This is a genomic window from Serratia sp. OLAL2 (assembly GCF_002752475.1).
In the GTDB taxonomy this organism is placed as follows: domain Bacteria; phylum Pseudomonadota; class Gammaproteobacteria; order Enterobacterales; family Enterobacteriaceae; genus Serratia; species Serratia bockelmannii.
The window spans coordinates 281,760-308,451 of sequence record NZ_MSTL01000002.1 but is presented as its reverse complement, the minus strand read 5'-3'; the positions used below and the strand labels follow the sequence as shown (position 1 = coordinate 308,451).

Below are 26,692 nucleotides of genomic sequence, written 5' to 3'. Positions count from 1 at the left end.
GGGCGGCCCCGGCGGCAAAGTTGATGTATATCAACCCGAATGCAAGTAGTTGGCGGCACAAATAGCGCCTTCATCCCCTTAGGGGTACACCCCGAATAAAAATTAAATCACTTTTAATCAATGCATTAGAAAGCATCACTCCGTCATTTTTACCGCTTCACCGTCCTGCTGGAAACTAATGGGTACTTCATTCGAGGTATGGGGTTATGCTCAGGGATAATCAAAAATACGGCTGAATCGTTACTTATTTACCTCGTCGCCGCCTTCGCCCCTGAGCTTCATCGGCGCCAAATGCCAGGAACCCGCGCTTATGAAACGCCTGTTGGCCCCGCTTTCGATCGTGAATCAGGTCGCCCTGCTGATGTTGCTGTCGGGCATTCTGGGCGTGGCCGGCATGGGGATTTCCGCCTGGATGTCGCAAAGCATTCAGGGCAACGCGCACGCCATCAACAAAGCCGGCTCGCTGCGTATGCAAAGCTACCGACTGCTGGCGCAGGTGCCGCTGGATGAACGGCATGAAACGTTGATCCGCGAACTGGAGCGCGACGAAAACAGCCCCGATCTGCAGCGTTCGGTGGAGCAGGAAGGGTTGACCCAACCGTTCGACGCCTTGCGTGATTACTGGCAACAGACTCTGCAACCTCGCCTGCGCAGCGCGCAGCGCCCGGCCGATGCCGCCCCGCAGGTGGCGCACTTCGTGCAGCTGCTGGACAAGCTGGTCTCGGATATCGACAGGCAAACCGAGCGCCGCCTGCTGATGGTGACGCTGGTGCAGGCCGGCTTCATCGCGCTGACCCTGCTGCTGTTGTTCGGCACCACCTGCTACCTGCGGCGCCGGTTGCTGCATCCGTGGCGGCAACTGGTGGAGATGGCCTTGGCGGTAGGCCGCGGCGATTTTAGCCGCCGCTATGCACAACGCGGCCACCAGGATGAAATGGCGTCGCTTGGCGGCGCATTGAACACCATGTCCGACGAGCTGTCGGCGACCTACAGTGGGCTGGAGCAGCGCGTGGCCGAGAAGACCGCCGACCTGCAGCAGAAAAATCAGGTGCTGAGCTTCCTCTACCGCGCCAGCCGCCAGCTGCACGCCAGCGAGCCGTTGTGCAGCCGCCTGACGCCGCTGCTCAACCAACTGCAAACCCTGACGCCGTTGCGCGCCATTCAGGTGCGGCTGTATGAAAACGACAGCCGGGAACCGCTGCTGCAGCTGAGCGGCAACCAACCGCTAAGGCCGGAGCATTGCCATAACCCGGTGTGCAGCGCCTGCCTGAACGACAGCCACCGCCAGCATCCCGACAATCCGTCGCTGAGCTGGAGCCTGAGCGACAAGCTCGGCGACTACGGCGTGATCGTGGCACAGCATGCGCCGCAGCAACCGCTGAACGATGAACATCGCCAACTGATCAATACCCTGGTGGAACAGCTGACCAGCGTGCTGGCCATCGAGCGTCAGGTCGACCACCAACAGCAGCTGATGCTGATGGAGGAGCGGGCGGCGATCGCCCGCGAGCTGCACGACTCCATCGCCCAATCGCTCTCCTGCCTGAAAATGCAGATCGCCTGTCTGCAGATGCAGGGCGAAACGCTCTCTTCGGCCAGCCAGGCACTGGTGCAACAGATGCGTGAAGAGCTGAACGGCGCCTATCGCCAGCTGCGCGAGTTGTTGACCACCTTCCGCCTGCAGCTGACCGAACCGGGCCTGCTGGCGGCGCTGCAATCGACGGTGGCGGAGTTCAATCCCAAGCTGGGCCTGACCATCAGCCTCGATTACCAGCTGGGGCCACGCACGGTTCCGGCCTATCAGGCCATTCACCTGCTGCAGATCGCCCGCGAGGCGCTCAGCAACATCCTTAAGCATGCCGCCGCCAGTGAGGTGAGCATTCAGGTCATCAATAAACGGGGCGAAGTGACCCTAAGCGTCTGCGACAACGGACGCGGCCTGCCGGCCGAGACGTCTCGCCCCGACCATTACGGCTTGATCATCATGCGCGATCGCGCCAAGAGCCTGCACGGCCGCTGCGACATTTTACCGCGCAGCGGCGGCGGCACTGAGGTGCGGGTCAGCTTCACGCCAGATAACCACGCCATCGACTAACGGAGACACCATGACGACAGACACCGCCGCCACCATCTTACTGATCGACGACCACCCGATGCTGCGCAACGGCGTAAAACAGCTGATTGGCATGGACGCTCGTCTGCAGGTCATTGCCGAAGCCAGCAACGGTGAACAAGGGGTCACGCTGGCGGAGCAGCACGATCCGGATCTGATCCTGCTCGACCTGAACATGCCCGGCATCAACGGGCTGGAAACGCTGGATCGTCTGCGCCAAACCGACCTGTCAGGGCGCATCGTGGTGTTCAGCGTGTCCAACCATGAAGATGACGTCGTCAGCGCGCTCAAACGCGGCGCCGACGGCTATCTGTTGAAAGACATGGAGCCGGAGGATCTGCTGAAGGCGCTGCATCAGGCGGCAGCCGGGCAGATGGTACTGAGCGAAGCGCTGACGCCGATCCTCGCCGCCAGCCTGCGGGAAAACCGCCCCAGCGCCGATCGTGATATTCAGCAACTAACGCCGCGGGAACGAGATATCCTGAAGCTGATCGCCCAAGGGCTGCCAAACAAGCTGATCGCCCGTCGCCTGACCATCACTGAAAGCACCGTCAAGGTACACGTCAAACACCTGCTGAAAAAGATGAAGCTAAAATCCCGCGTCGAGGCCGCCGTATGGGTGCTGCAGGGCAAAAACGGTTAATCGCCGCCGTACAGCGGCCCGGTTTGCGCCGGGATCGGCGGTGGCGTCAGGGTTTTGATCGGCGGCAGGCCCGCGTCATCGCCGGCGGTTGCCGTCAGCGGCGGCGCCACTTTCAGCTCTATCCAGTTGGACGTCACGCGCTGCTGTTTATCATCCTCCAGCGTGACCGATAGCCGGTAGCTGTTGGCGGCGTCCGGCGCGTCGTCCCACGGCGGCACGATCGCTGTCCAGCCCTGCGGATCGTTGGCGTTGTGCGGCGGCGTCAGGCTCAGCGCCTGCGTATCCCCCTGCCAACTGACGTGAGTGATGCCGTTCAGCGCCTTGATTTCCAGCACCAGCGGCACGGTTTCCCCCGCCTGCAGGCTCCACGGCGGCGTAGCCAGGAACACCTGCAGCGACTTGCGCTGACGGAACTCCAGCACCGGCACGTTCTTGCGTTCGATAGGATCGTAGCGGCTGCCGCGCAGCGACTTGGCCTGCGCCACATACTCCGGCGAAATCTGCTTCACCAGCGGTACCCCGAGCCGATAGCTCAGCGCCAGTTCGACCTGATCCTGGCTCTGCCCGCCCGCGCCAATCTTATGCAGTGCCTTCATCGTCACCAGCGGCACCGGAGTGTAATTGAGCCCCAGCTGCATCGCGCGCGGATCGCTTTGTTTTTTGCCGCTGCCGAACAGATCGACATTATCGCCCAGATACTGCTCATAACTGAGCGAACCGCCGATCTGGCGATAAAACGGCAGATAACCTTGCGTCGTGATGTCGTAACCGCGCGCCGGACGGCTGAAAAATACCCCATCGCCGGGCTGTTGCGACAACGCCGACAGCGGGTAGTAATAGTTGGTGGAGAAACGCAGATAATCCCCCCAGGCTTCCGCACCGACGCTGCCTCTATTGCGCTGCCGAGCAAAATCGCTGTCGAGCGCCGTGTTGTACCCCAGCAGCCAGTCGCCGGCGATCCAGCGTTGCCCCAGCGCGAAATTGCCAAGCGCCCCGGCGCTTTGCTGCAGCCAGCCGATCTGGCTGTAGGTCAACAATCCGTCGACGTCGTACAGCGGGCTGAATAACTGCCCGTTGCTGCCGGTAAAGTCCCCCTCGCCGCTCATCTTCAGCGATAGCCTGGCGGTACCCAACGGCGACAACAGCTCCTGCGCCTGTTGCTGCAGCGCACCGGTCGCCTGGCCCAGCAAATAATCTTCGGCGCGGCTGCGCATCTGTTGACGTGAAACGTTGTTCAACTCTTTTTCGCCGAGTTGCTTGGCCATCTCGGCCCACTGCTTCTCGCGCGCGGCATCGTCGGGCGCACCGCCCAACTCCGGCAAATTCGCGGCCGGGTCCGCGGCGGCCTGTTCAGAAGAGATGACGCTGTCCGGCGCCGGCGGGGATTCGGCGCACGCGGCCGCTGCGCCGGCCAGCCACACCAGTGGCCCGGCCAGCCACGCCGTCTGGCGTCGGCGCCAGAATCGTTTTTTGGTCTTGATAAGTATTGCCTGAATCACGTCTTTCATGACACCGTTGGCCTCCCTCCCTCCTGGAGCATGCCAACCCACTGCTTTGCTGCCGCCTTTCCCACGGCAGATCTGAAAAACCTTACGTCCCGGCCTGGCGGGGACGCCTCTCTCTTAAAGCCTAACGGCTTGACGAGCAGAAACAATAGGATAAACCCCAATCGCGCTTCAGTGACAGCGTCACTTGCACCATTTACCGATCCATTCCCGCCGCCAAATGAATTCACCGCATTTTAGCGTCGATTTTGCCGATAAAAAGCACAGCACACCACTGCTGAGCGCCACCGCGCAAGGCATTGTATCACTCTGCAATACGTAAAGTGGCGATGCGTACGACTGCGCATTCCTCACAATCCACCGCATTTCACCCCGATGAAATATGCATTTTGCCGTTATTTTAAACATCTGTTTCACGACTGGCGGAGCCTTGATGTTTATTTCCTCACTGTGGCACGCGCTGTTTTTCACCGCGCTGCTGTCGGCGGGTCTGGTCGCCTTCGCGCTCATCACCCGCTTGGAGCGAACGGCGGCCGTGCGCGCCAGCCCGCCGAGATTGCGCCGCCGCAGCCTGCTGCTAACGGCCCTGGGTTTGGCGTTGACGGCGTTGCCCTTCGACCTGCCGGCAGCACACCGGCTGTGGTTACCGCCGGCCGCGGCACTGCTGATCGCCCTGGCCTGGCTAGACGGGCGTCACCGGTGGCTGCCGGACCGGCTAACCCAGCCGCTGCTGTGGGGCGGGCTGCTGTGCAATCTTGACGCTCGCTGGGCAACGCTTGACGACGCGGTTCTCGGCGCCGTGGCCGGTTACGGGGCATTGTGGCTGCTCAACGCGCTTTATCGGCAGGTGCGGCGGCGTAACGGCATCGGACAGGGCGATTTCAAACTGTTGGCCGCGCTGGGCGCCTGGCTCGGTTGGACAATATTGCCGCTGCTGGTCTGCCTGGCGGCAATGTTCGGATTAGGCATGGCATTGGCGCGCGGCAGACGCAACCGTCGCGCCTGGCGAACGCCGCAGCCTTTCGGCATCGCCTTGGCGGCCGCCGGCTGGTTGCTGCTCTTGCTGGACGCCGGCCAGAACGCGCCGGCGTTATTCGGTTAATTCTTCAGTGTCTCGATCAGCCGATTGAGCAATCCGGCCACTTCCGCCGTGCTGGCCGTTGTCGGATTGGCCAGTGGTTGGATCACCGCGAGTCTGGTCGTGGATAACACCTCATCGCTGCGGATTTCCAACGCATCGGAGGGCGGCGTGCTCAACGAAACGCCGTCCGGCCGCCAGTAGCTGCCGCGTGTAGTCTGCACCTGATAACTGCCAAAGCCGAAATCTTTCTCGACACGGTAATATATTTCGCAGCTCAACGGCCCAGTGCGCCGCAACATAAAGGCGCCTTTCGCGCTATAGCTGCCTTTATTGACGACAAAGGCGGTCGCCTGCGAGGTCAGATCGAACGTGATATATAAATCGCACGCCAGCACCTTGGTGCTTACGCCCTGTTGAAGAGTAATGCGCGTTGTAGGTTGCCGATCCGGCGCAGTCAGGGTGCCTAAAAAAGTCCACGATGGCTGTTTCGATATATTGCGCGGCAAATGGTTGCTGGAGGCGGAAGGGGCAATACCCCGCTCGCCCAGACTGTACATCGCTTCAACCCCGCTTAAAAACGACGTCACATCGACGGTGCTTTTGCCGGCCACCGGGACGCCGCCGTTGTATACGTTACTGAAGGTTACCTCGGTATTGTTGCTGCAGGCAGCGATCGCCACCGGGAAAGGCGTCTTAGAACCGCTGTAAAGAGTCAACTGACCGATATCCCAACGAGATTCGTTGATGAATCGGCACAACACGCCCCCGCTCTCCACATTCTGCGCGTCCTGGATATTGATATTGCCTATCGTGCCTTGGGCAAAGTTGGTGGACAGCACGCTGACATTGGCGGCGCGCCGCGTGTTGCGGTTCTCGCAACCCAACGAATTGATCGTGCCGTTAAAATCTTTGAAAGAGTAGATATCGCCGATGCAGTCATCCGCAGCCAACGAGCCGATAGTAGAGTAAAACCCTGAAATTCTGAACGCCGTACCCTTGGCGCGAGCGGCGTAGAGGCCGTCTATAAAATTGGTGGTGCCAGACTTGTCCATCCACAGCACCCCATCGCCCGGTCGATTGGCGTTTGCCTCCATCTGCACGTTCACCAGCCAGTTGATGAACATGTCGCCCGAGACAAACAGCGAATAACCGCCGACCTTGGTGTAAATGTCGCGAATATCAAACTTCGTCATATTGCGGTCGCTGAACCACACGCCGTGGGTGTCGTCTACGCCGGTATCATCCCGCAACGTCAAGCCGTGCAGCGTCAGATTGGCGAAGCCTTTCACCACGATCACCGCTTTCTTCGTTTCGCCCTGCTCGTTGGTGTAACTGCTGTCCGCCGTCTTGACAATTTTGGTCGCCCGCCCCAATCCGACCACCCGTAAACCGATGCCGCCGTAGATGTCCGTTGTCGTCTGAATGAGTACGTGTCCGGCTACCGTATACACCCGCTTCCCCAGGGACAACGTACCGCCGGCTTGCAGCGCCGCCGCCGCCGCTTTGTTGATCGCCGGCCCCCAGTTGCTTCCGTCGCTGTCCTGATAAAACTGTTCCGGCGTAACCACCTCACCGGTGGCAAGCAAGGTTGCTGCGCGCGCTGCTGAAGCCTTTTCGTTATTGTCCATAATCTCTCCTGACGTGATGTGTCCGCATCATTGCGGACGACCGCGGTGAAAGGCGTAAACAACGCCGCCTTTCGAAGCCAATCTATCACCGTCATATGAGCACGTTATGAAATTTCATTTTATTTCACCCTGACACAACATTTCACGATTCGTGGTGGCAACAGCAAGCGATTTCACGCGCTGTCGGCCTATGGCGCGACAGAAAGCTCGGCCAGGCGCACGGCGTTGCCGTCACTTACTGACCCGATCCAGATACAACATGCTGTTGGCGATATCCAGCCGGGCACCTTCGACATTGTCCCGCAATGCCACCAGCGTTTGCCCCTGCAGCGCCACCACATAGGGCGAACTGGCCTGTAATTCCCGTTGCAACGTGACGTAGCGTGCGCTGCGCGCGGCGCTATTCCCTTCCGCAGCCGCGGCACGCGTTTCCGCGCTGATGGCGGGAATGCCCCACTGGGTGCGCCAGGCCAAGGTTTTCGGCCCGCCTGACACGTTGTAAGCAAAGGCACTGGCGTTGGTGTTCGGATCCAGGTAGTCGGCGCCCCAGTAGGTGAAGATCGCCTGAAAATCGCGGCCGCGCATCTTGCCCCACAGATCGCTTTCCACCACCGGATGGATATCCAACCGCAGTCCGGCCTGCGCAAAACTGGCCTGCAGCGCCTGCGCGATGTCGGTATACGGCGGTTGGTTGATGACGATAAGATCGATGCGCGTACCTTCAGCGATGCCGGCCTCGCGCAGGATCTGTTTGGCTTTGTCTACGTCGAGCTTAAATGGCCGATCGTCGAGCGCGCCGTCCAATCCCTGCGGCAAGAAGGCCTGATGCACGCGATATTGCCCTTTCAGCAGCTGCTCGGCGATGCTCTGATAATCCACCAGCCAGCGCGCGGCCTGCCACAACGCCGGATTGCCCAGCGCCGGATTGTCTTTGCTGCCGGTGTTGAAACCGAGGTAATAGATCCGGGGCGCATCGGCCTGTTCGATGCGCACGCCCGGCGCGTTGCGCAGCGAGTCGAACTGGTCGGCGCCCAGATCGTAGGCCACGTCGGCATCCCCCTTCAGCAACAGCAAACGGCGGGTGCCGGCGTCGCTGACGTTCTTGAATAGCACCGTTTTCAACCTTGCCGGCGACGGCGCGTAATCGTTGCGGCCAAACAGCAGCGCCTCATGCGGCACATAGTTATTTACCCGATACGGGCCGCCGCCGGCGGAATGGCTGCGCAGCCAGGCGTTACCGTAGTCCCCCTGCTGCGCGTGCTCGTTCAGCAGCTTCTCATCCACGATCGAAGCCACGTTCGCCGTCAGCAGCCGCAGCGCCAGCTCGCTGCCGATGTTGGCGGGCCAAGTGAGTTGCACCTGGTTATCCCCCACCTTCTTCAGCTGCTGCTCAACGTTATCCGGCGTCCAGCCAAACTCACCGAGAATAAACGACGGCGCCTTGTTCAGCTTTACCGCACGCACCAGCGAGAAAATCACGTCTTCAGGCCGCAGCGGATTGCCGGAAGCAAAACGTTGCTGCGGTTTCAGGGTAAAGGTCAGGCTGTGGCCATCGGCGCCCGCCTGCCAACTGCCTGCGGCGTCCGGCGCCAGCTTTTGCGGCGCGGCGCGATCCGGCGCCACCAGGCGCTGATAGAGGTTGACCAGATTGGCCGAGCTGACGGTTTCAAAGCTCTCCGCCGGATCGAGGCTGATAATGCCCTCCAGCGAACTGACCACCACCAAGGTATCCTGCGGGGTGGCGGCCTGCGCACCGAAAGCGGCCGCCAGCGCGCCATACAACAAGGTTGGGATTAACCGTTTCATCGATACACTCTCCACAATCACGCGGTTGCGCTGTTTGACGAGTGTAGAGGGTAAGAATTAACAGAAGAACGACGATAAATTGCTTTATTTATTACCAAGATGGATATGCCCGCCACGTTGGCGGGCATAGGGTCAAACGATGATGCGGCCGTGCGCCATTGCCACCGAACGATCGCACATGTGGTCAATCACGTCCGCATCGTGGCTGACCAGCACCATAGTCAGTTCGCCCGCCTGTTTCAGCTCGTTAAGCAGGTTAAGGATTTCCGCCTGCACCGACATGTCCAGCGCCGAGGTCGGCTCATCCAGCAGCAACAGCTTCGGCCGCAGCAGCAATGCGCGCACGATCGCCACGCGCTGCCGCTGCCCGCCCGACAGCTGATGCGGATAGCGATCCAGCAGGCGCGGATCCAACCCCACCTGGCGAAAGCCCGCGCCGATTTTGCGTTCGATGTCGCTTTCCTGCAGCAGTTTTAGCGGTTCCGACAGCGTACGCAACAGCCGGTGTTTAGGGTGTAGCGAAGCATAGGGATCTTGAAACACCATCTGCACCTCGCGCCGCAGTTCGCCGGTAAATGCCTGCCCCGGTTGTAGCTGCCGCCCGAGCAGTTCAAAACCGCCGCGCCAGCTGTCGTTCAGCCCGGCCAGCACCCACAGCAACGAGGACTTGCCGCAGCCGGAAGGCCCCACCAGGCCGAAACACTCGCCCGGTTCGATGCGCAGGTTAACGTCGTGCACCACGGTGCGCTGTTCATAGCCCTGACGGTGACTGACGCTGAGGTTCTCCAGTGCAATTACGCTCATTTCAACGTCTCCAACAGCGCGCGGTCCAGTACCGGCAGCGGTTTGCCGCGCGTCTCGCGGCTCGGCCGACACGCCCACAGCGTGCGAGTATAAGGGTGCGTGGCCTGCGCCAGCTCTGCTGCCGGCAGTTGATCCAACAGCTCGCCTTTGTACATCACCAGCACCCGCTCGCAGTGGTGCGCCACCTGCTGCAAATCGTGGCTGATCAGGATCAGCCCCATGTTGCGTTGCGCCACCAGATTGTCTATCAGTTGCAGCACCTGATCGCGCATCTGGTGATCCAGCGCCGACGTGGGTTCATCGGCAATCAACAGCTGCGGATCGTTGATCAACGCAATGGCCAGCATCACCCGCTGCCCCATCCCGCCGGAGAGCTGATGCGGATAACGGCCGCACAGCGCCGCCGGATCGGGCAAACCCACCGCCGCCAACATATCCAGCACTTTTTCACGCCGCTCGGCGCGGCTTAGCTTGGCATGCAGCACCAGCGGTTCCTCCACCTGACGGCCGATCGGCTGATTGGGATTCAGCGCATGTTTGGGATCTTGCATCACCATCGCCACCCGGTCGCCGCGCAGGCGGCTCCACTGGCGTTCGCTCAGGCGCGTCAAGTCTTCATCGCCCAACGTCAGGCGCTGCGCCTGCAGCTGCAACGGCGGCGGCAATAGCCCCATCAGCGCACGCGCGGTCAACGATTTGCCGGAGCCGGACTCACCGACCAGCGCCAGTCGCTCCCGCCCCATGCTGAACGAAATATTCTTCACCAGCGCCACCGGCTGCGGCCCCGGCACGCCGATCGCCAAACGTTCAACGGTCAATAAGGTGTTATCAGTGCCCATGACGAGGATCCATTTTGTCGCGCAGGCCATCGCCCAGCAGGTTAAACGCCAGGCTGGCGAACAGGATCGCCCCGCCCGGTGCGGCGGCGACCCACCATTGGTCGAAAATCACTTTACTGCCTTCGGCCACCATCGATCCCCATTCGGCGGTCGGCGGCGCGACGCCCATGCCGAGGAACCCCAGACCGGCGGCGGACAAGATGATGCCGCCCAGACTCAACGCCGCGCGCACCACCGCGCTCGGCAGACATAAAGGCAAAATGTGGCCGACCATCAGCCGCAGCCCGTTGATGCCCTGCATGCGCGCTGCCGCCAGGTAGTCGCTGCGGCGCAGCGCCAGGGTTTCGGCCCGCGCTTGGCGGGCAAAGGCCGGCCAGCTGGTCAATGCCAACGCCAGCGCGCCGTTCATCAGCCCCGGCCCCATGACCGCCACGAACGCCAGCGCGATCACCAGGCTCGGCAACGACAGGAAAATGTCGGTCAGACGCATCAAAATACGCTCTACCCAGCCGCCGAGATAACCGGCGCAAATGCCGACCAGCAGACCAATGGGAATGGTCAACACCAGAATCAACGACACCAGGATCAACGTCGGCCGTGCGCCGTAAATCACGCGGGAGAGCAAGTCGCGGCCGAAGCCGTCGGTGCCCAGCCAATGTGCGGCGGAAGGCGGCAGTAACCGCAGCTCGATATGCTGCAGATTGGGATCGAAAGGCGCCAGCCACGGAGCCAGCAGCGCGGTGACGATCAGGATCGCCACCAGCGCCGCGCCCAGCGTCAGCGTGGTCAGGCGCCGACCGCGGCGGTAACCGACGGCCGGCTCGCTTTGCGGTTCGTGTTCAGAGAGATATTGGCTCATCGGGTTCGCGGATCCACTAAATAGGTCAAGGCGTCAGCCAGCGCATTCAACAGCACGAAACAGGTGCCGATCAGCAGCGTGGCGCCGAGGATCGCCGGCGTGTCGGCGGCAAACAGCGCCGAGGTCAGGTAACGCCCGACGCCGGGCCAGGCGAACACCGTTTCGGTCAATACCGCGCCCTCGAGCAGGCTGGCGTAGGAGAGAGACAGTACGGTGATCAGCGTGCCCAGCACGTTGGGGAACACATGACGCAGCAGAATGCGCAGGCGGCCGGCGCCCTTGGAGCGCGCCAGCGTCACGTATTCCTTGTTGCATTCTTCCAGCATCGCCGCGCGCAGCAGCCGGGTGATACCCGCCATCGACAGCAGCGCCAGCGCCACCACCGGCAGCCACAGGTGGCTGATGGCGTTGTAGAACATTTCGCGATCGCCGGACAGCCAGCTGTCAATCAACACGAAACCCGTACGCGGCTCCATGCTGTACAAGTAAATGTCATCCAGCCGCCCCGGCCCCGCCGACCAGTGCAGCGTGGCGTAGAACAGCAGTAGCCCGAGCAGGCTCAACCAGAAAATCGGCACCGAATAACCGATCAGCGACAGCAAGCGCGCCGCGTTATCCAGCCAACTGCCCGGTTTGAGCACCGCCAGAAACGCCAGCGTAATGCCGCCGAGAGCGCCGAGGATAATGGCGCAGGTGGCCAGTTCCACCGTCGCCGGGAAGGTACGCAGCAGATCGCTCAACACCGGCTGGGCGGTGATGCGCGAAATGCCCAGATCGCCATGCGCCAGGTGCACCAGATAGCGCCAAAATTGCACCGGCAGAGGCTGATCCAGCCCCAGCTCGTGCCGCACCTGCGCATAGGTGGCTTCGCTGGCGTGATCGCCCGCCACCTGCAGCGCCGGATCGATCGGCGCCAGGTGCGACAGCATGAAGGTGAACAGCAGCAGACCGAGCAGCGTTAACGCCAGCGACAGCGCGCCGCCGAGCAGCCGCCCGCCCCTGCGCCAATACCGCCGGGCCGCCCCGGCGCTGGCGGACAGGTCAGCAGCCATTACTTGCTGACCTTGCTGTAGAACACCATGTCAGGGTTGATGCCCTGCACATAGCCCTTAAGGTTGTCACGCACCGCAATCAGGCTGCGCGCCTGCAGGCCGATGACAAACGGCGAGCTCTGCTGCACCTCTTTCTGCAGTTGCTGGTAGTCGGCCACCCGTTTGGCGGTGTCGTTTTCTGCAGTGGCGGCCAGCGTCAACTTGCTCAGCGCCGGGATCTGCCAGTTGGCTCGCCAGGCCAGTGTCTTGCTGCCGTCCTCAGGGTTGTAGGCAAAGGCGGCCGCGTTGGTGTTAGGATCGAAGTAATCCGGCCCCCAGGAGGTCAGCGTCGCATCGTAGTTAAGCGCTTTCACCTTGGTGGAGACCTGTGAGCTGATGCCCGGCACCAGTTCGACCTTCACGCCGCCCTGAGCAAAACTGGCCTGCAGCGCCTGAGCGATATCCAGATACGGCGGCTGGTTGTTGACGTCCAGACGGAAACTGACGTTGCTCAGCCCCGCTTTGGCCAGTATTTCTTTGGCTTTCTGTGGATTGAAGCTGTACGGCTGATCCTTGAGCGCGCCCAGATAACCGTCCGGCAGGAATGCCTGATGGCTCTGGAACTGCCCTTTCAGCAGATCGTCGGCGATGCCTTGGTAATCGAACAGCCAGCGCGCCGCCTCCCAAAACGCCGGGTTGCCGAGCACCGGCGACGCCTTGGCGTTGAACTGCAGGTAATAAAGCGAGGCGTAAGGAATGGCCAACGGTTTGACGCCCGGCTTGCCCTTCAGGGCCGCCATCTGGTCCGCCCCCAGGTTGCGGGCGATATCGGCATCGCCCTGCTCAATCAGCAAACGGCGCGCGGCCGGATCGGGCACGTTTTTGATCAGGATGGTTTTCAACGTCGGCGCCCCTTCCGGCGACCCGGGGTTCGCGTCCAGCACCACCACTTCGTGCGGCACATAGGTGCGAATTTTGTAAGGGCCGCTGCCGGCGGAATGGCTGTTCAACCATTGGTGCCCCAGATCGTCGCCCTGCTGGTGCGCCAGCGCCTCTTTGGCGTCGACAATCGAGGATACCGGCGCCGACAGCAGGCTGAGCACGAAGGCCGGGCTGACGTTTTCATCCCAGCTGATTTTTACCGTATGGTCATCCACCTTGGTCAGGTGTTGATCCACGTTCTTCGCGTTCCAGCCCAGCTGCGTCAGGATAAACGACGGCTCCAGATTCAATTTCACCACCCGTGAAAGCGAAAAGATCACGTCCTCCGGCCGCAGCGGGTTACCGCTGGCGAATTTAGCGTCCGGGCGCAGGCTGAAAGTCAGGCTGCGGTTATCGGCGCCGGCCTGCCAACTGCTGGCCAGAGTCGGCTTGAGATCGATGGGGTTGTGCGGATCGGACTGGATCAAACGTTGATACAGGCTGTTGAACGACTGCACCGTGGTTAACTCAAATCCCTGGGCCGGGTCAAAGCTGACCACGTCATCGATAGACTGTGCGATCACCAACGTGTTGGCCGGCGTCGCCGCCTGTGCGTTAACGCTGGCCGCCACGGCCAAAAACAGCAAAGAAGGAACGAGCGCTTTCATCTGAAACTCTCCAAGCGGATGGAATTTATAATAATTTTTCGAGTGTATGCGAGCGCGATCGGCAGCTGAAGGTACTTAAATCACTATAGATATTCTTTTTATGTATATAGATGGGGTTTTGATTATTAGGCGGGCAATGCAGAATGCGCGGCAGGAATTGCCTGCCGCTTATCGGTTAAATCTGGTAATCAATCACCGCGTCCAGCTGCGACGAGAAGACCTTGTCTTTGATTTCGGTCAGCGACAGCGTCGGGTTGCACAGTTGGATAAAGCGCCAGGCATAGTTGCGCTGCAGCTGGCTGCGTTTCAGGCCCAGCCATACCGTATTGGGTTCAAACAAATGCTCGGCGTTGAGGCTGACCAACCCGCGATCGCGCTCTTTTTCATACGACATGTCCGCCAGCACGCCCACGCCCAATCCCAGTTCGACATAGGTTTTAATCACGTCGGAGTCTTGTGCGCTGAGCGCGATGTCCGGGGTCAGGCCCGCCGCTTTGAACGCCGCATCCAGCTTCGCGCGCCCGGTAATGCCCTGCCGGTAAGTGATCAGCGGCAAAGTGCTGAGCATCTCCAGCGTCACCTGCGGCTGACGCGTCAACTCGTGCCCTTCCGGCACCAGAATGGTGTGATGCCAGCGGTAATATGGGAACGACGCCAGCGATTCGTCGCTCATCAGCCGTTCGCTGGCAATGCCGATATCGGCTTCGCCGGCGGCCAACATCGAGACGATCTCTTCAGGGCTGCCCTGATTGAGCACCACCCGCACCCGCGGATAAAGCGCGCGAAACTCTTTGATCACCCCCGGCAGGCTATAGCGCGCCTGGGTGTGCGTCGTCGCGATATGCAGCTGGCCCGAGTCGTTGCTGCTGAAGACATCCGCCAGGCGACGGATGTTATTGGCGTCGTTGAGAATGCGCTCCGCCACCACCAGCAGCTCTTTGCCGGGCTCGGTCATGCCCAGCAGCCGTTTGCCCCGGCGAATGAATATTTCGATGCCCAGCTCTTCTTCCAGCTCGCGAATATGCCGACTGACGCCGGACTGCGAGGTAAATAACGTATTGGCGACCTCGGTCAGGTTGTAGTTGCAGCGCGCCGATTCACGAATAATTTTTAATTGTTGAAAGTTCATCCCCGTCTCCCTGTTTCTTCCAGTAGCGTTAGCCATATTGATACGGAGTCCCGCGGGGCTGAACAAATAAGAAATAACCTTTACTTATGCAATTTAATACTAAGTCGATCATTCTGCTTCGCATTGGGGATGGGAAACTGACAAAAAACAGCGAATGACTTTAAAAATAAAGGGATAGATAACCACAATAAAAACATGCCTTCAATCACTGTGCAAATTAAAGTTATTAAATATAGGCATTAGATATAAAAAAGGGCTCAGCATGCTGAGCCCCTCACCGTTCGCATTCCCGCAGCAGCCTCAGGCGGTGGCCTCACTGCCGATGCCGCCGGGGCGGTTCTGCTGCAGCCATTGCTGCACGCAGCGCACCAGATCGCCGATGCAATCATCCTGCATGCCGTGGTGCTTCAACTCGTTATCCAGCGCAAACAGATATTGCGCGTTGGTGCCCAGCGGGCCGCTGGCGCTGGCGATCAATGGCGCGATCACCTGGTAGCTGGTGTCTTCTTCAAACAGCGGATGCTGCGGGTTCATCACGAATACCAACGCAGTAACCTTCTCGCCGCCATCCAACTCCAGCTCGCACCAGGTCGGCACGTAGCAATCGGTCACCATTTCGCGCTTCCAAAGCAGCTCCAACTCTTCACGCAGTTTGCTTTCCGGCAAGCGAAAGGCCAGGCCCGTAGTGTGGCCGCCGGCCTTCAACGCCAGCATGCGCCCCGGCTGATGCAGCGTGCCGCGCCCGGCGGTCAAGCGCATACAGAACGCCCGGTGCCAACCCTGCAGCTTGGCCGGCCGCACTTCTTCCGATTCGAAAACCGGGTTCCACATCAGCGAACCGTAACCGAATATCCATACGGGGCTGTGACCCGGCCGGCGCGATAAGGTGCAATCCAACGAGGCTGCACGCTGTTCAGGCGTCAGCAACAACGACTCCTCAATAGCGCCGAATGCAGTTTTGCAATCCGCTTTTTGCAGAAAATCTCGCGTTAACACTGATATTACCTCCCGGGAATACGATTTCTCGCCTTCCCTCGCCACTGCTGAACCTTTGATGTTTTATTTTCGGCTGCGGATTTTTATTAATTCAATCACCGCGCCTTATAAGAATGACCTTATTCTTTTCCTGACGTGCAATCAAGTTACAAAGCGGCGTTAAAGTGAAAAAGTATTTGTACTGAGCAGCAATAATATTAATTGCCGGGCTCCACATAATGTCTGCGCGATTTTTACTGCGTGATAATTCGTTACTTTTTATGCCAACGTTCGTCATCGCCCTTACGATAGCTTTGCTTGACCGCCGCCCAAGCCACCTTATGCGCCGTCTCTTCCCGGCTGTCGTCACCGCGCCGGTCATCGGGATCGCGGTATTGTTGCCAGGCGCTGTTGAACGCTTCTTTATAGATCGCCTGCGCATGTTCCGGCAGCACATGCTTCACATTGTCCGGCAAGTCGTTCGTGCTGTGGTAGGGCATATGGCCTCCCCTTTCAGGATGAGTGAACCTTAAGCCTAGCCCACATGCGGTTTCGTCTCAATTAGCAAACAATTCTCATTATCAAACGACATGTTATAATCACCGCCAAACGAACTATAAGGAGATCCCCGTGACTACCGAAGCCCCTCGCTCACGCGCCCCCTACCTGATCGCCGTCAGCCGCGTACAGGACATTACGCCGCACCTGCGCCGCATTACCTTTACCGCCCCCGATCTGCGTTACTACCCGGCCAATGCCGCCGCTGCACACATCAAAGTCTTTTTGCCGCTCGCCGGCCAGACGCAGCCGGACCTGCCGACGCTGACCGAAAACGGCCCGCGTTGGGCCGCAGATGCCGTACGCCCGATCGTGCGCACCTATTCCATCCGCGCCGTGCGCCCGGAACTGGCGGAAGTGGACATCGAGTTCGCCATTCATGACCATCAGGGCCCGGCGGTCGACTTTGCGCGCCAGGCGAAAGCCGGCGATAAAATCGGCATCAGCAACCCAGGCGGCCCCAAACCGATGCTGCCGGCCGCCGATTTCTACTCCCTGGCGGGCGATCCCTCCTCACTGCCTGCGCTGGCCGCGCTGTTGGAAAACCTGCCGCCGCACAGCGCCGGACGCGCTTTCGTCCGCGTCGACAGCAACGCTGACGTCATTGACCTGAAAAAGCCTGCCGGCGTTGAGGTGAATTGGGTTGTCGGCGGCACAGAGAAAACCGACGAATTGGTCGCTCGGTTCCGCGCGCAATCCGTGCCGCAGAGCGATACCCACTTCTGGCTCGCCGGTGAAGATCGCCTGGTGGTAGAGCTGCGCCGCTACCTACGCCGTGAACGTCAATGCGATCGTAATCGTCTTTATGCTGTGCCTTACTGGCGTGAGGGGCTAAATGAAGAGGGTTACCACAATAAACGGCATGAAATCATGGATAATATTGACGACTGATCGTCTCATTTTCCTTGATTAACCGAGTACTAAACAAGTAAACATCACTTTTCTCAAATCTAACGTTAAAACTTGGCGTTATTGCGTAAAAGTAAGTAAATAAAACCGCACCCCGTGCGGTTTTTTTGCTACCCTGATCACATAAAGCAAGCAATTGCTTTCTCAGATAAAAACAACATCACACCGGCGCCGTGGGTGTATCCTAATATAAAATACCTACTGGAAACGCAGAGTTGCCGTATCACGGCAACCGGCGCTGACGGGCTACGCTGTTTGAGAAGGAGTGCCACCCTCATGAAGTCGCAACACGATCCTGGCCGATCCACCAAATCTCGCCACACCGAATACTCTCTGATCTTCCCTATCGCCGCGTTGGTAGTGCTAAATCTATGGGGTAGCACCGATAACTTTCCGCTAATCGTCGGCATCAATATTCTCGCGCTGGTGGGGATCCTCAGCAGCGCCTTCAGCGTGGTGCGCCACGCCGACGTGCTGGCCCACCGATTGGGCGAACCCTACGGCTCGCTGATCCTCAGTTTGTCGGTGGTGATCCTCGAGGTCAGCCTGATTTCCGCGCTGATGGCCACCGGCGACGCCGCACCGGCGCTGATGCGCGACACGCTGTATTCCATCATTATGATCGTTTCCGCCGGCCTGGTCGGTTTCGCGCTGCTGCTCGGCGGGCGCAAGTTCGCCACCCAGTACGTCAACCTCGGCGGCATCAAACAGTATCTGATGGCGATTTTCCCGTTGGCGGTGATCGTGCTGGTGTTCCCGAGCGCGCTGCCTGGCGGCAACTTCAGCACCGGGCAAGCGCTGCTGGTGGCGTTGATCTCCGCCGCCATGTATGGCGTGTTCCTGGTGATCCAGACCAAAACCCATCAGAGCCTGTTCGTGTACGAGCATGAAGACGACGATGGCGATCCGCATCACGGCAAGCCCTCTTCGCACAGCAGCGCCTGGCACGCCGCCTGGCTCATCGTGCACCTAATCGCAGTGATCGCCGTCACCAAGTTCAACGCCAATCCGCTGGAAGGCCTGCTGACCAAGATGAATGCACCGGCGCAGTTCACCGGTTTCCTGGTGGCGCTGTTGATCCTGTCGCCGGAAGGTCTGGGCGCGCTGCGCGCCGTGTTGAACAATCAGGTGCAACGCGCCATGAACCTGTTCTTCGGTTCGGTGCTGGCGACCATCTCCCTGACCGTGCCGGCGGTGACCATCATCGCCACCCTGACCGGGCAGACGCTGATCTTCGGCCTGCAAACGCCGCATATCGTGGTGATGCTGACGGTGCTGCTGCTGTGCCAGCTGTCGTTCTCGACCGGCCGCACCAACGTGCTGAACGGCACCGCCCACCTGGCGCTGTTCGCCGCCTACATGATGACTATCTTCGCCTGATCAAAAAGGGGCGCACTCTGTGCGCCCCTGCCTTCGTTATACCGAGAAGAATATCGCCGCGGCGATCCCCCCGAACAAAATCCACTTGATGATGTAATAACCGGTGCGGTTCCAGGCCTTCAAGCGTTTCCCCACCCGGCGTATCGCATAGATGTATTTGAACATCTTGTTGACGCCGCCGGTACGATCGCCCTCTTCGTTCGGCGCGGTGGCGGCGCTCATCAGATTGCGCCCCAGCCAGTGGTTAACCGCCTGTGCCCAGCGGTAGCGCATCGGCCGTTCGATGTCGCAGAACAGGATCAGACGATTCTGCCCGCTCTGATTTTCCGCATAGTGCAGATAGGTTTCATCGAACATCACGCCTTCACCGTCGCGCCAGCTGTAGCGTTCGCCGTCCACCTCAATGAAGCAGCGGTCATCGTTGGGAGTAATCAGCCCCAGGTGATAACGCAGCGAACCGGCGTAAGGATCGCGGTGGCGCGGCAACCGGCTGCCGTCCGGCAGTTCGGCGAACATCGCCGCCTTGACCGAAGGCAGGCTGCGCAGCAGTTCCGTGGTCTGCGGGCACAGGGTCATGGCGGAAGGATGGCTGTCTTCATACCATTTAAGATAAAAGCGTTTCCAACCAGTCTTGAAGAATGAGTTGAAACCGGCGTCGTTGAATTGATCGGACGCCTTGATCTGCTGGATCTCCATCAGCTTCTGTCCTTCGTCGCGGATGGTTTCCCAGTTCTCCCGCAGTACCGCCAACTCAGGGAACTGCTCCGGCTTCAGGTACGGCGTAGTCGGCACACGGGAAAACAGATACATGAAAACGTTCAACGGTGCGGTAAAAGTGGAATGGTCAGACAGCTGTCGCCACACGTTGTAGCGCACCCGTCCGCGGTAATGCACATAGACGACGCATAAAATAAGCAAAATCAGAATGATGTATTTCATGTTTGAATCGCATCAAGGAACCCACACGCTATGCGCCGCGCGGCGCACACCCCAGATAATGTCCTTTTGGCGGCACAGGCAAATTGCGCGCCAATCTGGAACCCATTAATCATTAACGCTAACTCAACGAAAATCTATACAGAAAACCACAATAATTTACACAAAGGTTAAACGAGAGAGGAAATTGCGGAGATAAAAAAGGCCGCCGAAGCGGCCTTTCCATTAGCGGATAGGTTAACTGTAAGCGTTGAGCGTGCGCTGGCACAAAGCGGAGCGTACGCAGTCCTGTTTTTCAAAGCGGATAACGCCGATCATCTCGTCCTCTTCGAAGCGTTCCAGGGCATCGCTGAGGCCGGATTTCACGCCGCGCGGCAGGTCGCACTGGGTCACGTCACCGTTAACGATAACCGTCACGTTTTCTCCCAGGCGGGTCAGGAACATTTTCATCTGGCTGGCGGTCACGTTCTGGGCTTCATCCAGGATAACGACCGCATTTTCGAAGGTGCGTCCGCGCATATAAGCGAACGGCGCAATCTCTACCTTGCCGATTTCCGGCCGCAGGCAGTACTGCATAAAGGAGGAACCCAAACGGCGCACCAGAATGTCATACACCGGGCGGAAATAAGGCGCGAATTTCTCGGAGATATCACCCGGCAAGAAGCCGAGGTCTTCATCCGCCTGCAAAACAGGACGGGTAACGATAATCCGATCCACCTCTTTATGGATCAGCGCCTCCGCCGCCTTGGCGGCGCTGATGAATGTTTTGCCACAGCCGGCTTCGCCGGTGGCGAAGATCAGCTGCTTATTCTCTATGGCTGATAAGTAATGACCCTGAGCTTCGGTTCTAGCCTCGATGGGTGAGCTATCGCGCTTGTCTCGCGCCATGCCGATAGACTCGACTCCCCCCATTTGCACCAGCGAGGTCACAGACTCTTCTTCCAGCTGGCGATGACTACGAGCGTCACGACGAATAACGCGTTTCGCTTCACGACGTGCTTTGATCACTGCTTTCTGTCTACCCATAGTGGCACCTTACAGTTTGTTTCACCTACCGCAACGGCCAGGCCGTGCGATTATGTTTCACACACGTATTAGGTTTTGGCCTCCTCCGAGCCAATAAGAGCCAAGGGACAATGTGAATTGACGGCAACGCTTAAGCGCCGTTTTTTCACGGGACAACGCGGACTGCATCAATAAACGTGGAGTAAAAAGTGGTGAGATTCGGTAGCGGTAAGAGTGCGGAGTTGCCGGTAAAAGAGAGTCGGAGAGAGAACCCTCGTTACAACGAGAAATCAGGGGAGATGTGTTATTTTTTCTTTCCAGCCCAACCAAGGACTTTACCATTAGCGATCCCCGCAGTGATATTTACAGCTTCAAGCTGTGCACCGTGTGAAAACTACCGCCAGATGATTACAGTATAATGACATTCAATCCTGTCGCGTTACTAAAATGTAAAAAAATTTATATTTTTTGTTTTTAGTTATCGCTAAAACACTATATCACGCACGACACGTCATTCCACAAGAATTTATAATCTATAAATATCAATAAATTATAATTAAACAGTGCGAATGACACTTTGGTTTCCTGATTAAATTTTGCACACCACAAAAGCACACGCGGTGCGTGCTTTTTAATCCATAGGCCAGGTGTTGAATTGAGTTTCGACGCTCAATCTTCCGTACGGCAGGCAAAACAAAGTAAAACGAGGCAGGCGATCCCGCCTCGTCATTCCGGGTTCAGGCCTTAAGCAGGCCGCTGGCCAGATAGTCACCGTTCTCTTTCACGCCCGGCAGCACGAAGAAATATCCGCCGCCAATCGGCTTGATGTATTCCTCCAACGCTTCGCCGTTCAGCCTTTTTTGCACCGTCAGGAAGCCTTTCTCCAGATCGGCCTGATAACAGACGAACAGCAGCCCCATTTCCAACTGCCCGGCATTGGAGACGCCAAGGGAATAGCTGTAGCCGCGCCGCAGCATCAGGTTGCTTTGGCTTTCCGGCGTGCGTGGGTTAGCCAAGCGAATGTGCGCGTCCATCGGGATCACCTTACCGTCGGGATCGTTCGCGTAATTCGGCTCGTCATGTTCATGCTTCATGCCGAGCGGCGCACCGCTGTGCTTCTCGCGGCCGAAAATGGTTTCCTGCTCCTGCAGCGGCGTGCGATCCCAAAACTCGACGCGGAAACGAATAATACGCGCCGCCTGATAGCTGCCGCCCGCCGTCCACGCCGGTTCGCCGACGCTGTCGCCGACCCAGACCACTTTATCCATCAGCGATTTGTCGTCGGTCTTCGGGTTGGCGGTGCCGTCTTTGAACCCCAACAGGTTAATCGGCGTCTCTTTGCCTTTGCTGCGCGCCGCGTGCGCGGAGATGAACCCTTCCCGCTTCCAGCGCACGCTGAGCAGATCCGGCGAGTGCTTGATGATGTCACGCAGCGCGTGGAGAGCGGTTTCGTTGGTGTTGGCGCAGATCTGCAGCAGCAGGTCGCCGTGGCAAAGCCCGGCGTCCAACGCATCGTTGGGGAAGCGGGTCATTTTCTGCAATTTCAGCGGTTTGTGCGCCTGCAGACCAAAGCGTTCGTCGAACAGCGATGCGCCGACCGAGACGGTGATGGTCAGGTTGTCCGGGTAAATCTCCGGCCCCATGATGCCGGAATCGAGCGGTGGTAGTTTGGCGTCCACCTCCGGCGCCTTGCCGCCGTGAGTCAGGAAGGCGATGCGATCGGTCAGTAGCCGGAACAGGCGCTCCAGCCCCGCTTTGTCGGTCGCCAGCACATCGAACGCCACCAGCATCATCGCCGCCTGTTGCGGCGTCAGCACCCCGGCCTGATGGCGGCCATAAAACGGCTGCTTCTGCCAGCGCTCATCCTGCGGCGTCGCCAACGGCTCCGCCGCTTTGTCCGCCGCCTGCACCAGACGGGTGCCGCCCAGTGCCAGTGCGCCCAGCCCCAGCCCTTGCAGCAAACGGCGCCGCGAAGGCGATGCCGCCCCCTGAGAGTGCGGATGAGGCCCGTTATTCGGGCCTGCCTTGTTGCTCATAACCTTATGCCTCAGTCCAGACCCAACACGCCGCGCAGTTGGGAAAGATCTTCCGCCAGCGTGGTGATCGGCCCTTTCAACGCATTGCGATCGGCATCGGTCAGCTTCTCATAGGACTCATAGCCGTCTTTGGTTTGGTACTTCGCCAAGATGGTGTCCACGGTTTTGAAGTTGGCGTCGATCTTGTCCAGCAGCGGCTTATTGGCCTTGACCAGCAAAGGACGCAGCAGGTTGACTATCTTCTGTGCGCCGTCGACGTTGGCCTGGAAGTCCCACAGGTCGGTGCGGCTGTAGCGGTCTTCTTCACCGCTGATCTTGCTGGCTGCCACCTCTTCGATCAGCCCGGCTGCGCCGCCCACCACCTTGCTCGGCGGGAAGGTCAGTTCACTCACGCGCTTTTGCAGCTCGACGGTGTCGTGGTACAGGCGATCGGCGTAGGCGCCCATGTCTTTGGTTGAGTTGTCGGCAAACAGCGCCTTCTCCAGACGGTGGAAACCGGTGAAGTTAGGGTCCGCCGATTTCTTCTCGTAGTCGTCTTCGCGGGCGTCGATGCTGCCGTCCAGATCGGAGAACAGCTCGGCGATCGGCTCGATGCGCTCATAGTGCTGGCGGGTCGGCGCGTACAGCTTGCGCGCTTGCTCCACGTTACCGGCCTTCACCGCGTCGGTGAACAGCTTGGTCTGTTTCACCAGCCCATCGACTTCTTTGGTGACGTAGACTTTGTATTCGGCGATCGGGCCAACCAGATCCAGCGCGCTCGGCTTGCCGTCGGTAGCGCCGTTGGCCGCCGCAGTGACAATCAGTTTGCCTTTCGGATTGCTCAGCAGCCCGCAGGTCATGTCATATTCGCCCGCTTCCAGCGTGGCGGTCATTTTCTGGGTGAAGCCCGGCGCGATGTTTTCGCGCTCTTCCACCACCATCACCCCTTTCAGGATTTCCCATTCGACATTTTTCTGGCTGGTGTTATGCACCACAAACTGCGTTTTGCCGGCTGGCACCGTCAGCTGCATCGGTTCGCACTGCTTGTCGTTGACCGTGACCTTGACCTGCGGCACGTCCGCCGCCAAGGCGTCGATGCTCAGCGCAAACGCCGGGATAGCCAGTAATGCTGCGTGCAACGCCTTGCGGCGAAATAACGGAGTAGACATACGAGATTCCCTATTAAACATTAATGATTGATTTTACGTTGCGCCGGGGCCGCTGCCGGCTCCGCGCGCTGCGGCAGGAAAAAGAAAATCAGCGCCGGGATCAGATACAGGAAGTAGACCGCCACTTCGCTGACCGTCGGGGCTTCCTGATAACCGAGAATGCCTTCCAGCAGGGTGCCGAACAGCGAATGGGTCGACAGGGTGTTGCTGAAATCGAAGGCGATGTCCTGGAAATGGTTCCACAGACCGGCTTCGTGGAAGGCGCGGATCGCCCCGGCGGCCAGGCCGGCGGCGACGAACAAAATGAACAGGCTGGTCCATTTGAAGAATTTGGCCAGGTGCAGCTTCACACCGCCCCAGTAAATCATCATGCCCAGCACGATGGCGGCAACCAGCCCGAGCACCGCACCGATCGGCGCCGCGGCGCCCACGTCTTGCTGAAACGCCGCCAACAGGAAGAACACTGACTCCAGCCCTTCTCGCGCTACGGCGAAGAACACCATCGCCACCAGCGCCCAACCCTGCCCTTTACCGGCGTTAAGCGCCTGATCGATCGCGCCTTCCAGATGCACCTTGACCGATTTGGACACCTTACGCATCCAGAACACCATATAGGTGAGGATCAGCACCGCCACCACCGCCACGATGCCTTCAAACAGCTCCTGCTGTTTTTGCGGGAACTCGCCGGTGGTCTCATTGATGAAGATGCCGAGCGCCAGACACAGCGCCGCGGCGACAATCACGCCGATCCACACCGCACCGAGCCATTGGCTGCGCTGCGTGCGTTTCAGGTAGCTGGCGATCAGGCTGACGATCAGCGCAGCCTCCAGCCCCTCGCGGAACATGATAAGAAAGGGAACAAACATAAATAAACACCCCTGAAAAGACCGCGGCGGCAGAGAAAACTGACTCAAAATGAGCGGCGGCAACTCTGTAAAGAAACGTAAAATACAACGAGAGTGATTATCATTCTGCCAAGAAGAAATACAAGAGGCGCAAGCGTGATTTTTTCTAATCAAATGTCGCCAGGTGTTACAGCTGAGTGACAGTGGCGAACAGGCAAAAAGAAGGGGCGCTCTGCGCGCCCCTTGCTGACTGACATCGAACAGCGTTATACCGTTTTGTACTCGGCTTCCGCCTGATCGAAACGTTCGGTCATGGTGGCGGAAGGTTGGCGGCCCATCAGGCTCACAACCACGATGGCGAAACAGCCCAGAATAAAGCCCGGGATGATTTCATACAGGCCCAGCCATTCATACTGTTTCCAGACGATCACCGTCACAGCACCGACCAGCATCCCGGCCAGCGCGCCGTTGCGGGTCATGCGCGACCACATCACCGAAATCAGCACCACCGGGCCAAAGGCGGCGCCGAAACCGGCCCAGGCATAGCTCACCAGGCCCAGTACGCGGTTTTCCGGGTTGGCCGCCAGCGCGATGGCGATCAACGCCACCACCAGCACCATCACGCGGCCGACCCATACCAGCTCACGCTGGCTGGCGCCTTTGCGCAGAAATGCCTTGTACAGGTCTTCAGTGATCGCACTGGAGCACACCAGCAGCTGGCAGCTCAGGGTACTCATGACCGCCGCCAGAATCGCCGACAGCAGCACGCCCGCCACCCATGGGTTGAACAACAACATCGCCAGTTCAATGAACACGCGTTCGCCGTTCTGCGACACGTTACCGGCTTGATCCGGGTTATTGGCGAAGTAAGCAATGCCGAAGAAACCGACGGCGATGGTGCCGGCCAGGCACAGGATCATCCAGGTCATGCTGATGCGACGCGCGCTGCGGATGGTGCGGTGAGAATCCGCCGCCATGAAACGCGCCAGGATATGCGGCTGGCCGAAGTAGCCCAGGCCCCAACCCAGCAGCGACAGGATGGCGACGAAGTTCAGCCCCTTCAGCATGTCAAGGTTGGCCGGGTTCTGTGCCTGGATCACCAACATCGAGGTATCGATGCCGCCAACGGCGAAGATCACGATCACCGGGGTCAGGATCAGCGCGAAAATCATCAGGCTGGCCTGCACGGTGTCGGTCCAGCTCACCGCCAGGAAACCGCCGATGAAGGTATACAGGATGGTCGCCGCGGCGCCGGCCCACAGGGCGGTTTCGTAGCTCATGCCGAAGGTGCTTTCGAACAGGCGCGCGCCGGCCACGATGCCGGAGGCGCAGTAAATGGTGAAGAACACCAGGATGACGATGGCCGAGATCACCCGCAGCAACTTGCTGTTGTCTTCAAAGCGGCTGGTGAAATAGTCCGGCAGCGTCAGGGCGTTGTTGTTGGCTTCGGTATGTACGCGCAGCCTTCCTGCCACCAGCTTCCAGTTCAGGTAAGCGCCAATGGTCAGGCCGATGGCGATCCAGCTTTCGGAGATGCCGGAGAGGAAGATGGCGCCCGGCAGGCCCATCAGCAACCAGCCGCTCATGTCGGAAGCGCCGGCGGACAGCGCGGTCACCACGCTGCCCAAACTGCGACCGCCGAGAATATAGTCATCAAAGTTGTTGGTTGCCCGGTAGGCAAGCAGGCCGATCAGCACCATCCCGAAAATGTACACCAGGAAGGTCACCAGCATAGGTGTGCTCATTGTCATTTAATTCTCCACTTTCATTATTATTCGCGTTTCGCTCCGGCCAAGCCGGCGCCGGTAAACCCACGCGCAATGCATTTCACTGGCCGCCGCGCCGGAACGTGGCGCAGCCTGCGAGCAAGTGC

22 protein-coding genes are annotated in these 26,692 nt (G+C 59.3%); 5 read left to right on the top strand and 17 right to left on the bottom strand.

Going from position 1 to position 26,692, the window contains the following annotated elements; all coding sequences use genetic code 11:
• Positions 1 to 310 precede the first annotated feature (310 nt).
• Positions 311 to 2,095, top strand: a complete 1,785-nt coding sequence (narX, locus tag BVU99_RS03500; protein ID WP_043138561.1) for a nitrate/nitrite two-component system sensor histidine kinase NarX — start codon at positions 311 to 313, stop codon at positions 2,093 to 2,095.
• Between the two features lie 10 nt (positions 2,096 to 2,105).
• Positions 2,106 to 2,756: a two-component system response regulator NarL gene (gene narL, locus BVU99_RS03495; protein WP_043138564.1), complete on the top strand. Its 651-nt coding sequence runs from the start codon at positions 2,106 to 2,108 to the stop codon at positions 2,754 to 2,756.
• On the opposite strand, the gene BVU99_RS03490 is transcribed toward narL, so the two are convergent.
• Positions 2,753 to 4,264 (bottom strand): YchO/YchP family invasin, encoded by a 1,512-nt coding sequence (locus BVU99_RS03490; RefSeq protein WP_099817148.1) that lies wholly within the window; start codon positions 4,262 to 4,264, stop codon positions 2,753 to 2,755. The genes narL and BVU99_RS03490 overlap by 4 nt on opposite strands.
• 430 nt (positions 4,265 to 4,694) lie before the next feature.
• Between BVU99_RS03490 and BVU99_RS03485 the strand changes: the two genes are divergently transcribed.
• Positions 4,695 to 5,363, top strand: coding sequence for an A24 family peptidase (locus BVU99_RS03485; RefSeq protein ID WP_025303218.1), 669 nt, complete (start codon positions 4,695 to 4,697; stop codon positions 5,361 to 5,363).
• Here the strand turns inward: BVU99_RS03485 and BVU99_RS03480 are convergent.
• The 10 genes from BVU99_RS03480 to chaB all read right to left on the bottom strand — a co-directional run bounded on the left by BVU99_RS03480 (position 5,360) and on the right by chaB (position 16,502).
• Positions 5,360 to 6,970, bottom strand: a complete 1,611-nt coding sequence (locus BVU99_RS03480; RefSeq protein WP_049204109.1) for a hypothetical protein — start codon at positions 6,968 to 6,970, stop codon at positions 5,360 to 5,362. The two genes, BVU99_RS03485 and BVU99_RS03480, sit on opposite strands and share 4 nt — an antisense overlap.
• A 231-nt stretch (positions 6,971 to 7,201) precedes the next feature.
• Complete coding sequence (locus BVU99_RS03475; RefSeq protein WP_099817147.1) at positions 7,202 to 8,776, bottom strand: ABC transporter substrate-binding protein; 1,575 nt, start codon at positions 8,774 to 8,776, stop codon at positions 7,202 to 7,204.
• Between the two features lie 132 nt (positions 8,777 to 8,908).
• Positions 8,909 to 9,580, bottom strand: a complete 672-nt coding sequence (locus tag BVU99_RS03470; RefSeq protein ID WP_099817146.1) for an ATP-binding cassette domain-containing protein — start codon at positions 9,578 to 9,580, stop codon at positions 8,909 to 8,911.
• The gene (locus BVU99_RS03465) at positions 9,577 to 10,419 is read right to left on the bottom strand and encodes an ABC transporter ATP-binding protein (RefSeq protein WP_025303222.1); all 843 of its coding nucleotides are present in this window, start codon (positions 10,417 to 10,419) and stop codon (positions 9,577 to 9,579) included. The genes BVU99_RS03470 and BVU99_RS03465 overlap by 4 nt, the downstream gene beginning before the upstream one ends.
• The gene (locus tag BVU99_RS03460) at positions 10,409 to 11,278 is read right to left on the bottom strand and encodes an ABC transporter permease (protein ID WP_016927339.1); all 870 of its coding nucleotides are present in this window, start codon (positions 11,276 to 11,278) and stop codon (positions 10,409 to 10,411) included. Before BVU99_RS03460 ends, BVU99_RS03465 begins: the two co-directional genes overlap by 11 nt.
• Positions 11,275 to 12,330 carry an ABC transporter permease gene (locus tag BVU99_RS03455; protein WP_049204111.1) on the bottom strand — a complete coding sequence of 352 codons (1,056 nt, stop codon included), beginning with the start codon at positions 12,328 to 12,330 and terminating at the stop codon, positions 11,275 to 11,277. Before BVU99_RS03455 ends, BVU99_RS03460 begins: the two co-directional genes overlap by 4 nt.
• On the bottom strand, positions 12,330 to 13,898 hold the full coding sequence (locus tag BVU99_RS03450) for an ABC transporter substrate-binding protein (protein ID WP_099817145.1): 1,569 nt from the start codon (positions 13,896 to 13,898) through the stop codon (positions 12,330 to 12,332). The genes BVU99_RS03455 and BVU99_RS03450 overlap by 1 nt, the downstream gene beginning before the upstream one ends.
• Positions 13,899 to 14,073: 175 nt before the next feature.
• Entirely contained in the window at positions 14,074 to 15,027 is a 954-nt protein-coding gene (cbl, locus tag BVU99_RS03445; protein WP_025303225.1) for an HTH-type transcriptional regulator Cbl, read from the bottom strand.
• Between the two features lie 300 nt (positions 15,028 to 15,327).
• Positions 15,328 to 16,023, bottom strand: a complete 696-nt coding sequence (locus BVU99_RS03440; RefSeq protein WP_099817144.1) for a gamma-glutamylcyclotransferase — start codon at positions 16,021 to 16,023, stop codon at positions 15,328 to 15,330.
• Between the two features lie 251 nt (positions 16,024 to 16,274).
• The gene (gene chaB, locus BVU99_RS03435) at positions 16,275 to 16,502 is read right to left on the bottom strand and encodes a putative cation transport regulator ChaB (protein ID WP_025303227.1); all 228 of its coding nucleotides are present in this window, start codon (positions 16,500 to 16,502) and stop codon (positions 16,275 to 16,277) included.
• 130 nt (positions 16,503 to 16,632) lie between these two features.
• Here chaB and BVU99_RS03430 point away from each other — a divergent pair, with 130 nt between their 5' ends.
• Both BVU99_RS03430 and chaA read left to right on the top strand, forming a co-directional pair.
• Positions 16,633 to 17,451: a siderophore-interacting protein gene (locus tag BVU99_RS03430; RefSeq protein WP_025303228.1), complete on the top strand. Its 819-nt coding sequence runs from the start codon at positions 16,633 to 16,635 to the stop codon at positions 17,449 to 17,451.
• Positions 17,452 to 17,745: 294 nt separating this feature from the next.
• Positions 17,746 to 18,849: a sodium-potassium/proton antiporter ChaA gene (gene chaA, locus BVU99_RS03425; RefSeq protein ID WP_025303229.1), complete on the top strand. Its 1,104-nt coding sequence runs from the start codon at positions 17,746 to 17,748 to the stop codon at positions 18,847 to 18,849.
• Positions 18,850 to 18,885: 36 nt separating this feature from the next.
• On the opposite strand, the gene lpxO is transcribed toward chaA, so the two are convergent.
• The 6 genes from lpxO to putP form a co-directional block, all read right to left on the bottom strand.
• Positions 18,886 to 19,788, bottom strand: coding sequence for a lipid A hydroxylase LpxO (gene lpxO, locus BVU99_RS03420; protein ID WP_025303230.1), 903 nt, complete (start codon positions 19,786 to 19,788; stop codon positions 18,886 to 18,888).
• Positions 19,789 to 20,022: 234 nt separating this feature from the next.
• Positions 20,023 to 20,811, bottom strand: a complete 789-nt coding sequence (gene phoH, locus BVU99_RS03415) for a phosphate starvation-inducible protein PhoH (RefSeq protein ID WP_015378226.1) — start codon at positions 20,809 to 20,811, stop codon at positions 20,023 to 20,025.
• Positions 20,812 to 21,527: 716 nt separating this feature from the next.
• Entirely contained in the window at positions 21,528 to 22,826 is a 1,299-nt protein-coding gene (gene efeB, locus BVU99_RS03410) for an iron uptake transporter deferrochelatase/peroxidase subunit (protein ID WP_060433341.1), read from the bottom strand.
• Between the two features lie 11 nt (positions 22,827 to 22,837).
• Positions 22,838 to 23,974: an iron uptake system protein EfeO gene (gene efeO / locus BVU99_RS03405; protein ID WP_043138585.1), complete on the bottom strand. Its 1,137-nt coding sequence runs from the start codon at positions 23,972 to 23,974 to the stop codon at positions 22,838 to 22,840.
• A 20-nt stretch (positions 23,975 to 23,994) separates the two neighbouring features.
• Positions 23,995 to 24,840, bottom strand: coding sequence for an iron uptake transporter permease EfeU (gene efeU, locus BVU99_RS03400; protein WP_049209047.1), 846 nt, complete (start codon positions 24,838 to 24,840; stop codon positions 23,995 to 23,997).
• 245 nt (positions 24,841 to 25,085) lie between these two features.
• Positions 25,086 to 26,570: a sodium/proline symporter PutP gene (gene putP / locus BVU99_RS03395; RefSeq protein ID WP_025303234.1), complete on the bottom strand. Its 1,485-nt coding sequence runs from the start codon at positions 26,568 to 26,570 to the stop codon at positions 25,086 to 25,088.
• Positions 26,571 to 26,692 lie beyond the last annotated feature (122 nt).

Excerpts from the sequence above, each read along its gene's own strand:
- chaB (WP_025303227.1), bottom strand. The coding sequence starts at position 16,502 with ATGCCCTACCACAGCACGAACGACTTGCCGGACAATGTGAAGCATGTG.
- BVU99_RS03460 (WP_016927339.1), bottom strand. The coding sequence starts at position 11,278 with ATGAGCCAATATCTCTCTGAACACGAACCGCAAAGCGAGCCGGCCGTC.
- BVU99_RS03465 (WP_025303222.1), bottom strand. The coding sequence starts at position 10,419 with ATGGGCACTGATAACACCTTATTGACCGTTGAACGTTTGGCGATCGGC.
- BVU99_RS03485 (WP_025303218.1), top strand. The coding sequence starts at position 4,695 with ATGTTTATTTCCTCACTGTGGCACGCGCTGTTTTTCACCGCGCTGCTG.
- putP (WP_025303234.1), bottom strand. The coding sequence starts at position 26,570 with ATGACAATGAGCACACCTATGCTGGTGACCTTCCTGGTGTACATTTTC.
- BVU99_RS03475 (WP_099817147.1), bottom strand. The coding sequence starts at position 8,776 with ATGAAACGGTTAATCCCAACCTTGTTGTATGGCGCGCTGGCGGCCGCT.
- lpxO (WP_025303230.1), bottom strand. The coding sequence starts at position 19,788 with ATGAAATACATCATTCTGATTTTGCTTATTTTATGCGTCGTCTATGTG.
- BVU99_RS03455 (WP_049204111.1), bottom strand. The coding sequence starts at position 12,330 with ATGGCTGCTGACCTGTCCGCCAGCGCCGGGGCGGCCCGGCGGTATTGG.
- efeB (WP_060433341.1), bottom strand. The coding sequence starts at position 22,826 with ATGAGCAACAAGGCAGGCCCGAATAACGGGCCTCATCCGCACTCTCAG.
- BVU99_RS03480 (WP_049204109.1), bottom strand. The coding sequence starts at position 6,970 with ATGGACAATAACGAAAAGGCTTCAGCAGCGCGCGCAGCAACCTTGCTT.
- efeU (WP_049209047.1), bottom strand. The coding sequence starts at position 24,840 with ATGTTTGTTCCCTTTCTTATCATGTTCCGCGAGGGGCTGGAGGCTGCG.
- cbl (WP_025303225.1), bottom strand. The coding sequence starts at position 15,027 with ATGAACTTTCAACAATTAAAAATTATTCGTGAATCGGCGCGCTGCAAC.
- BVU99_RS03470 (WP_099817146.1), bottom strand. The coding sequence starts at position 9,580 with ATGAGCGTAATTGCACTGGAGAACCTCAGCGTCAGTCACCGTCAGGGC.
- efeO (WP_043138585.1), bottom strand. The coding sequence starts at position 23,974 with ATGTCTACTCCGTTATTTCGCCGCAAGGCGTTGCACGCAGCATTACTG.
- BVU99_RS03450 (WP_099817145.1), bottom strand. The coding sequence starts at position 13,898 with ATGAAAGCGCTCGTTCCTTCTTTGCTGTTTTTGGCCGTGGCGGCCAGC.
- narL (WP_043138564.1), top strand. The coding sequence starts at position 2,106 with ATGACGACAGACACCGCCGCCACCATCTTACTGATCGACGACCACCCG.
- narX (WP_043138561.1), top strand. The coding sequence starts at position 311 with ATGAAACGCCTGTTGGCCCCGCTTTCGATCGTGAATCAGGTCGCCCTG.
- chaA (WP_025303229.1), top strand. The coding sequence starts at position 17,746 with ATGAAGTCGCAACACGATCCTGGCCGATCCACCAAATCTCGCCACACC.
- phoH (WP_015378226.1), bottom strand. The coding sequence starts at position 20,811 with ATGGGTAGACAGAAAGCAGTGATCAAAGCACGTCGTGAAGCGAAACGC.
- BVU99_RS03490 (WP_099817148.1), bottom strand. The coding sequence starts at position 4,264 with ATGAAAGACGTGATTCAGGCAATACTTATCAAGACCAAAAAACGATTC.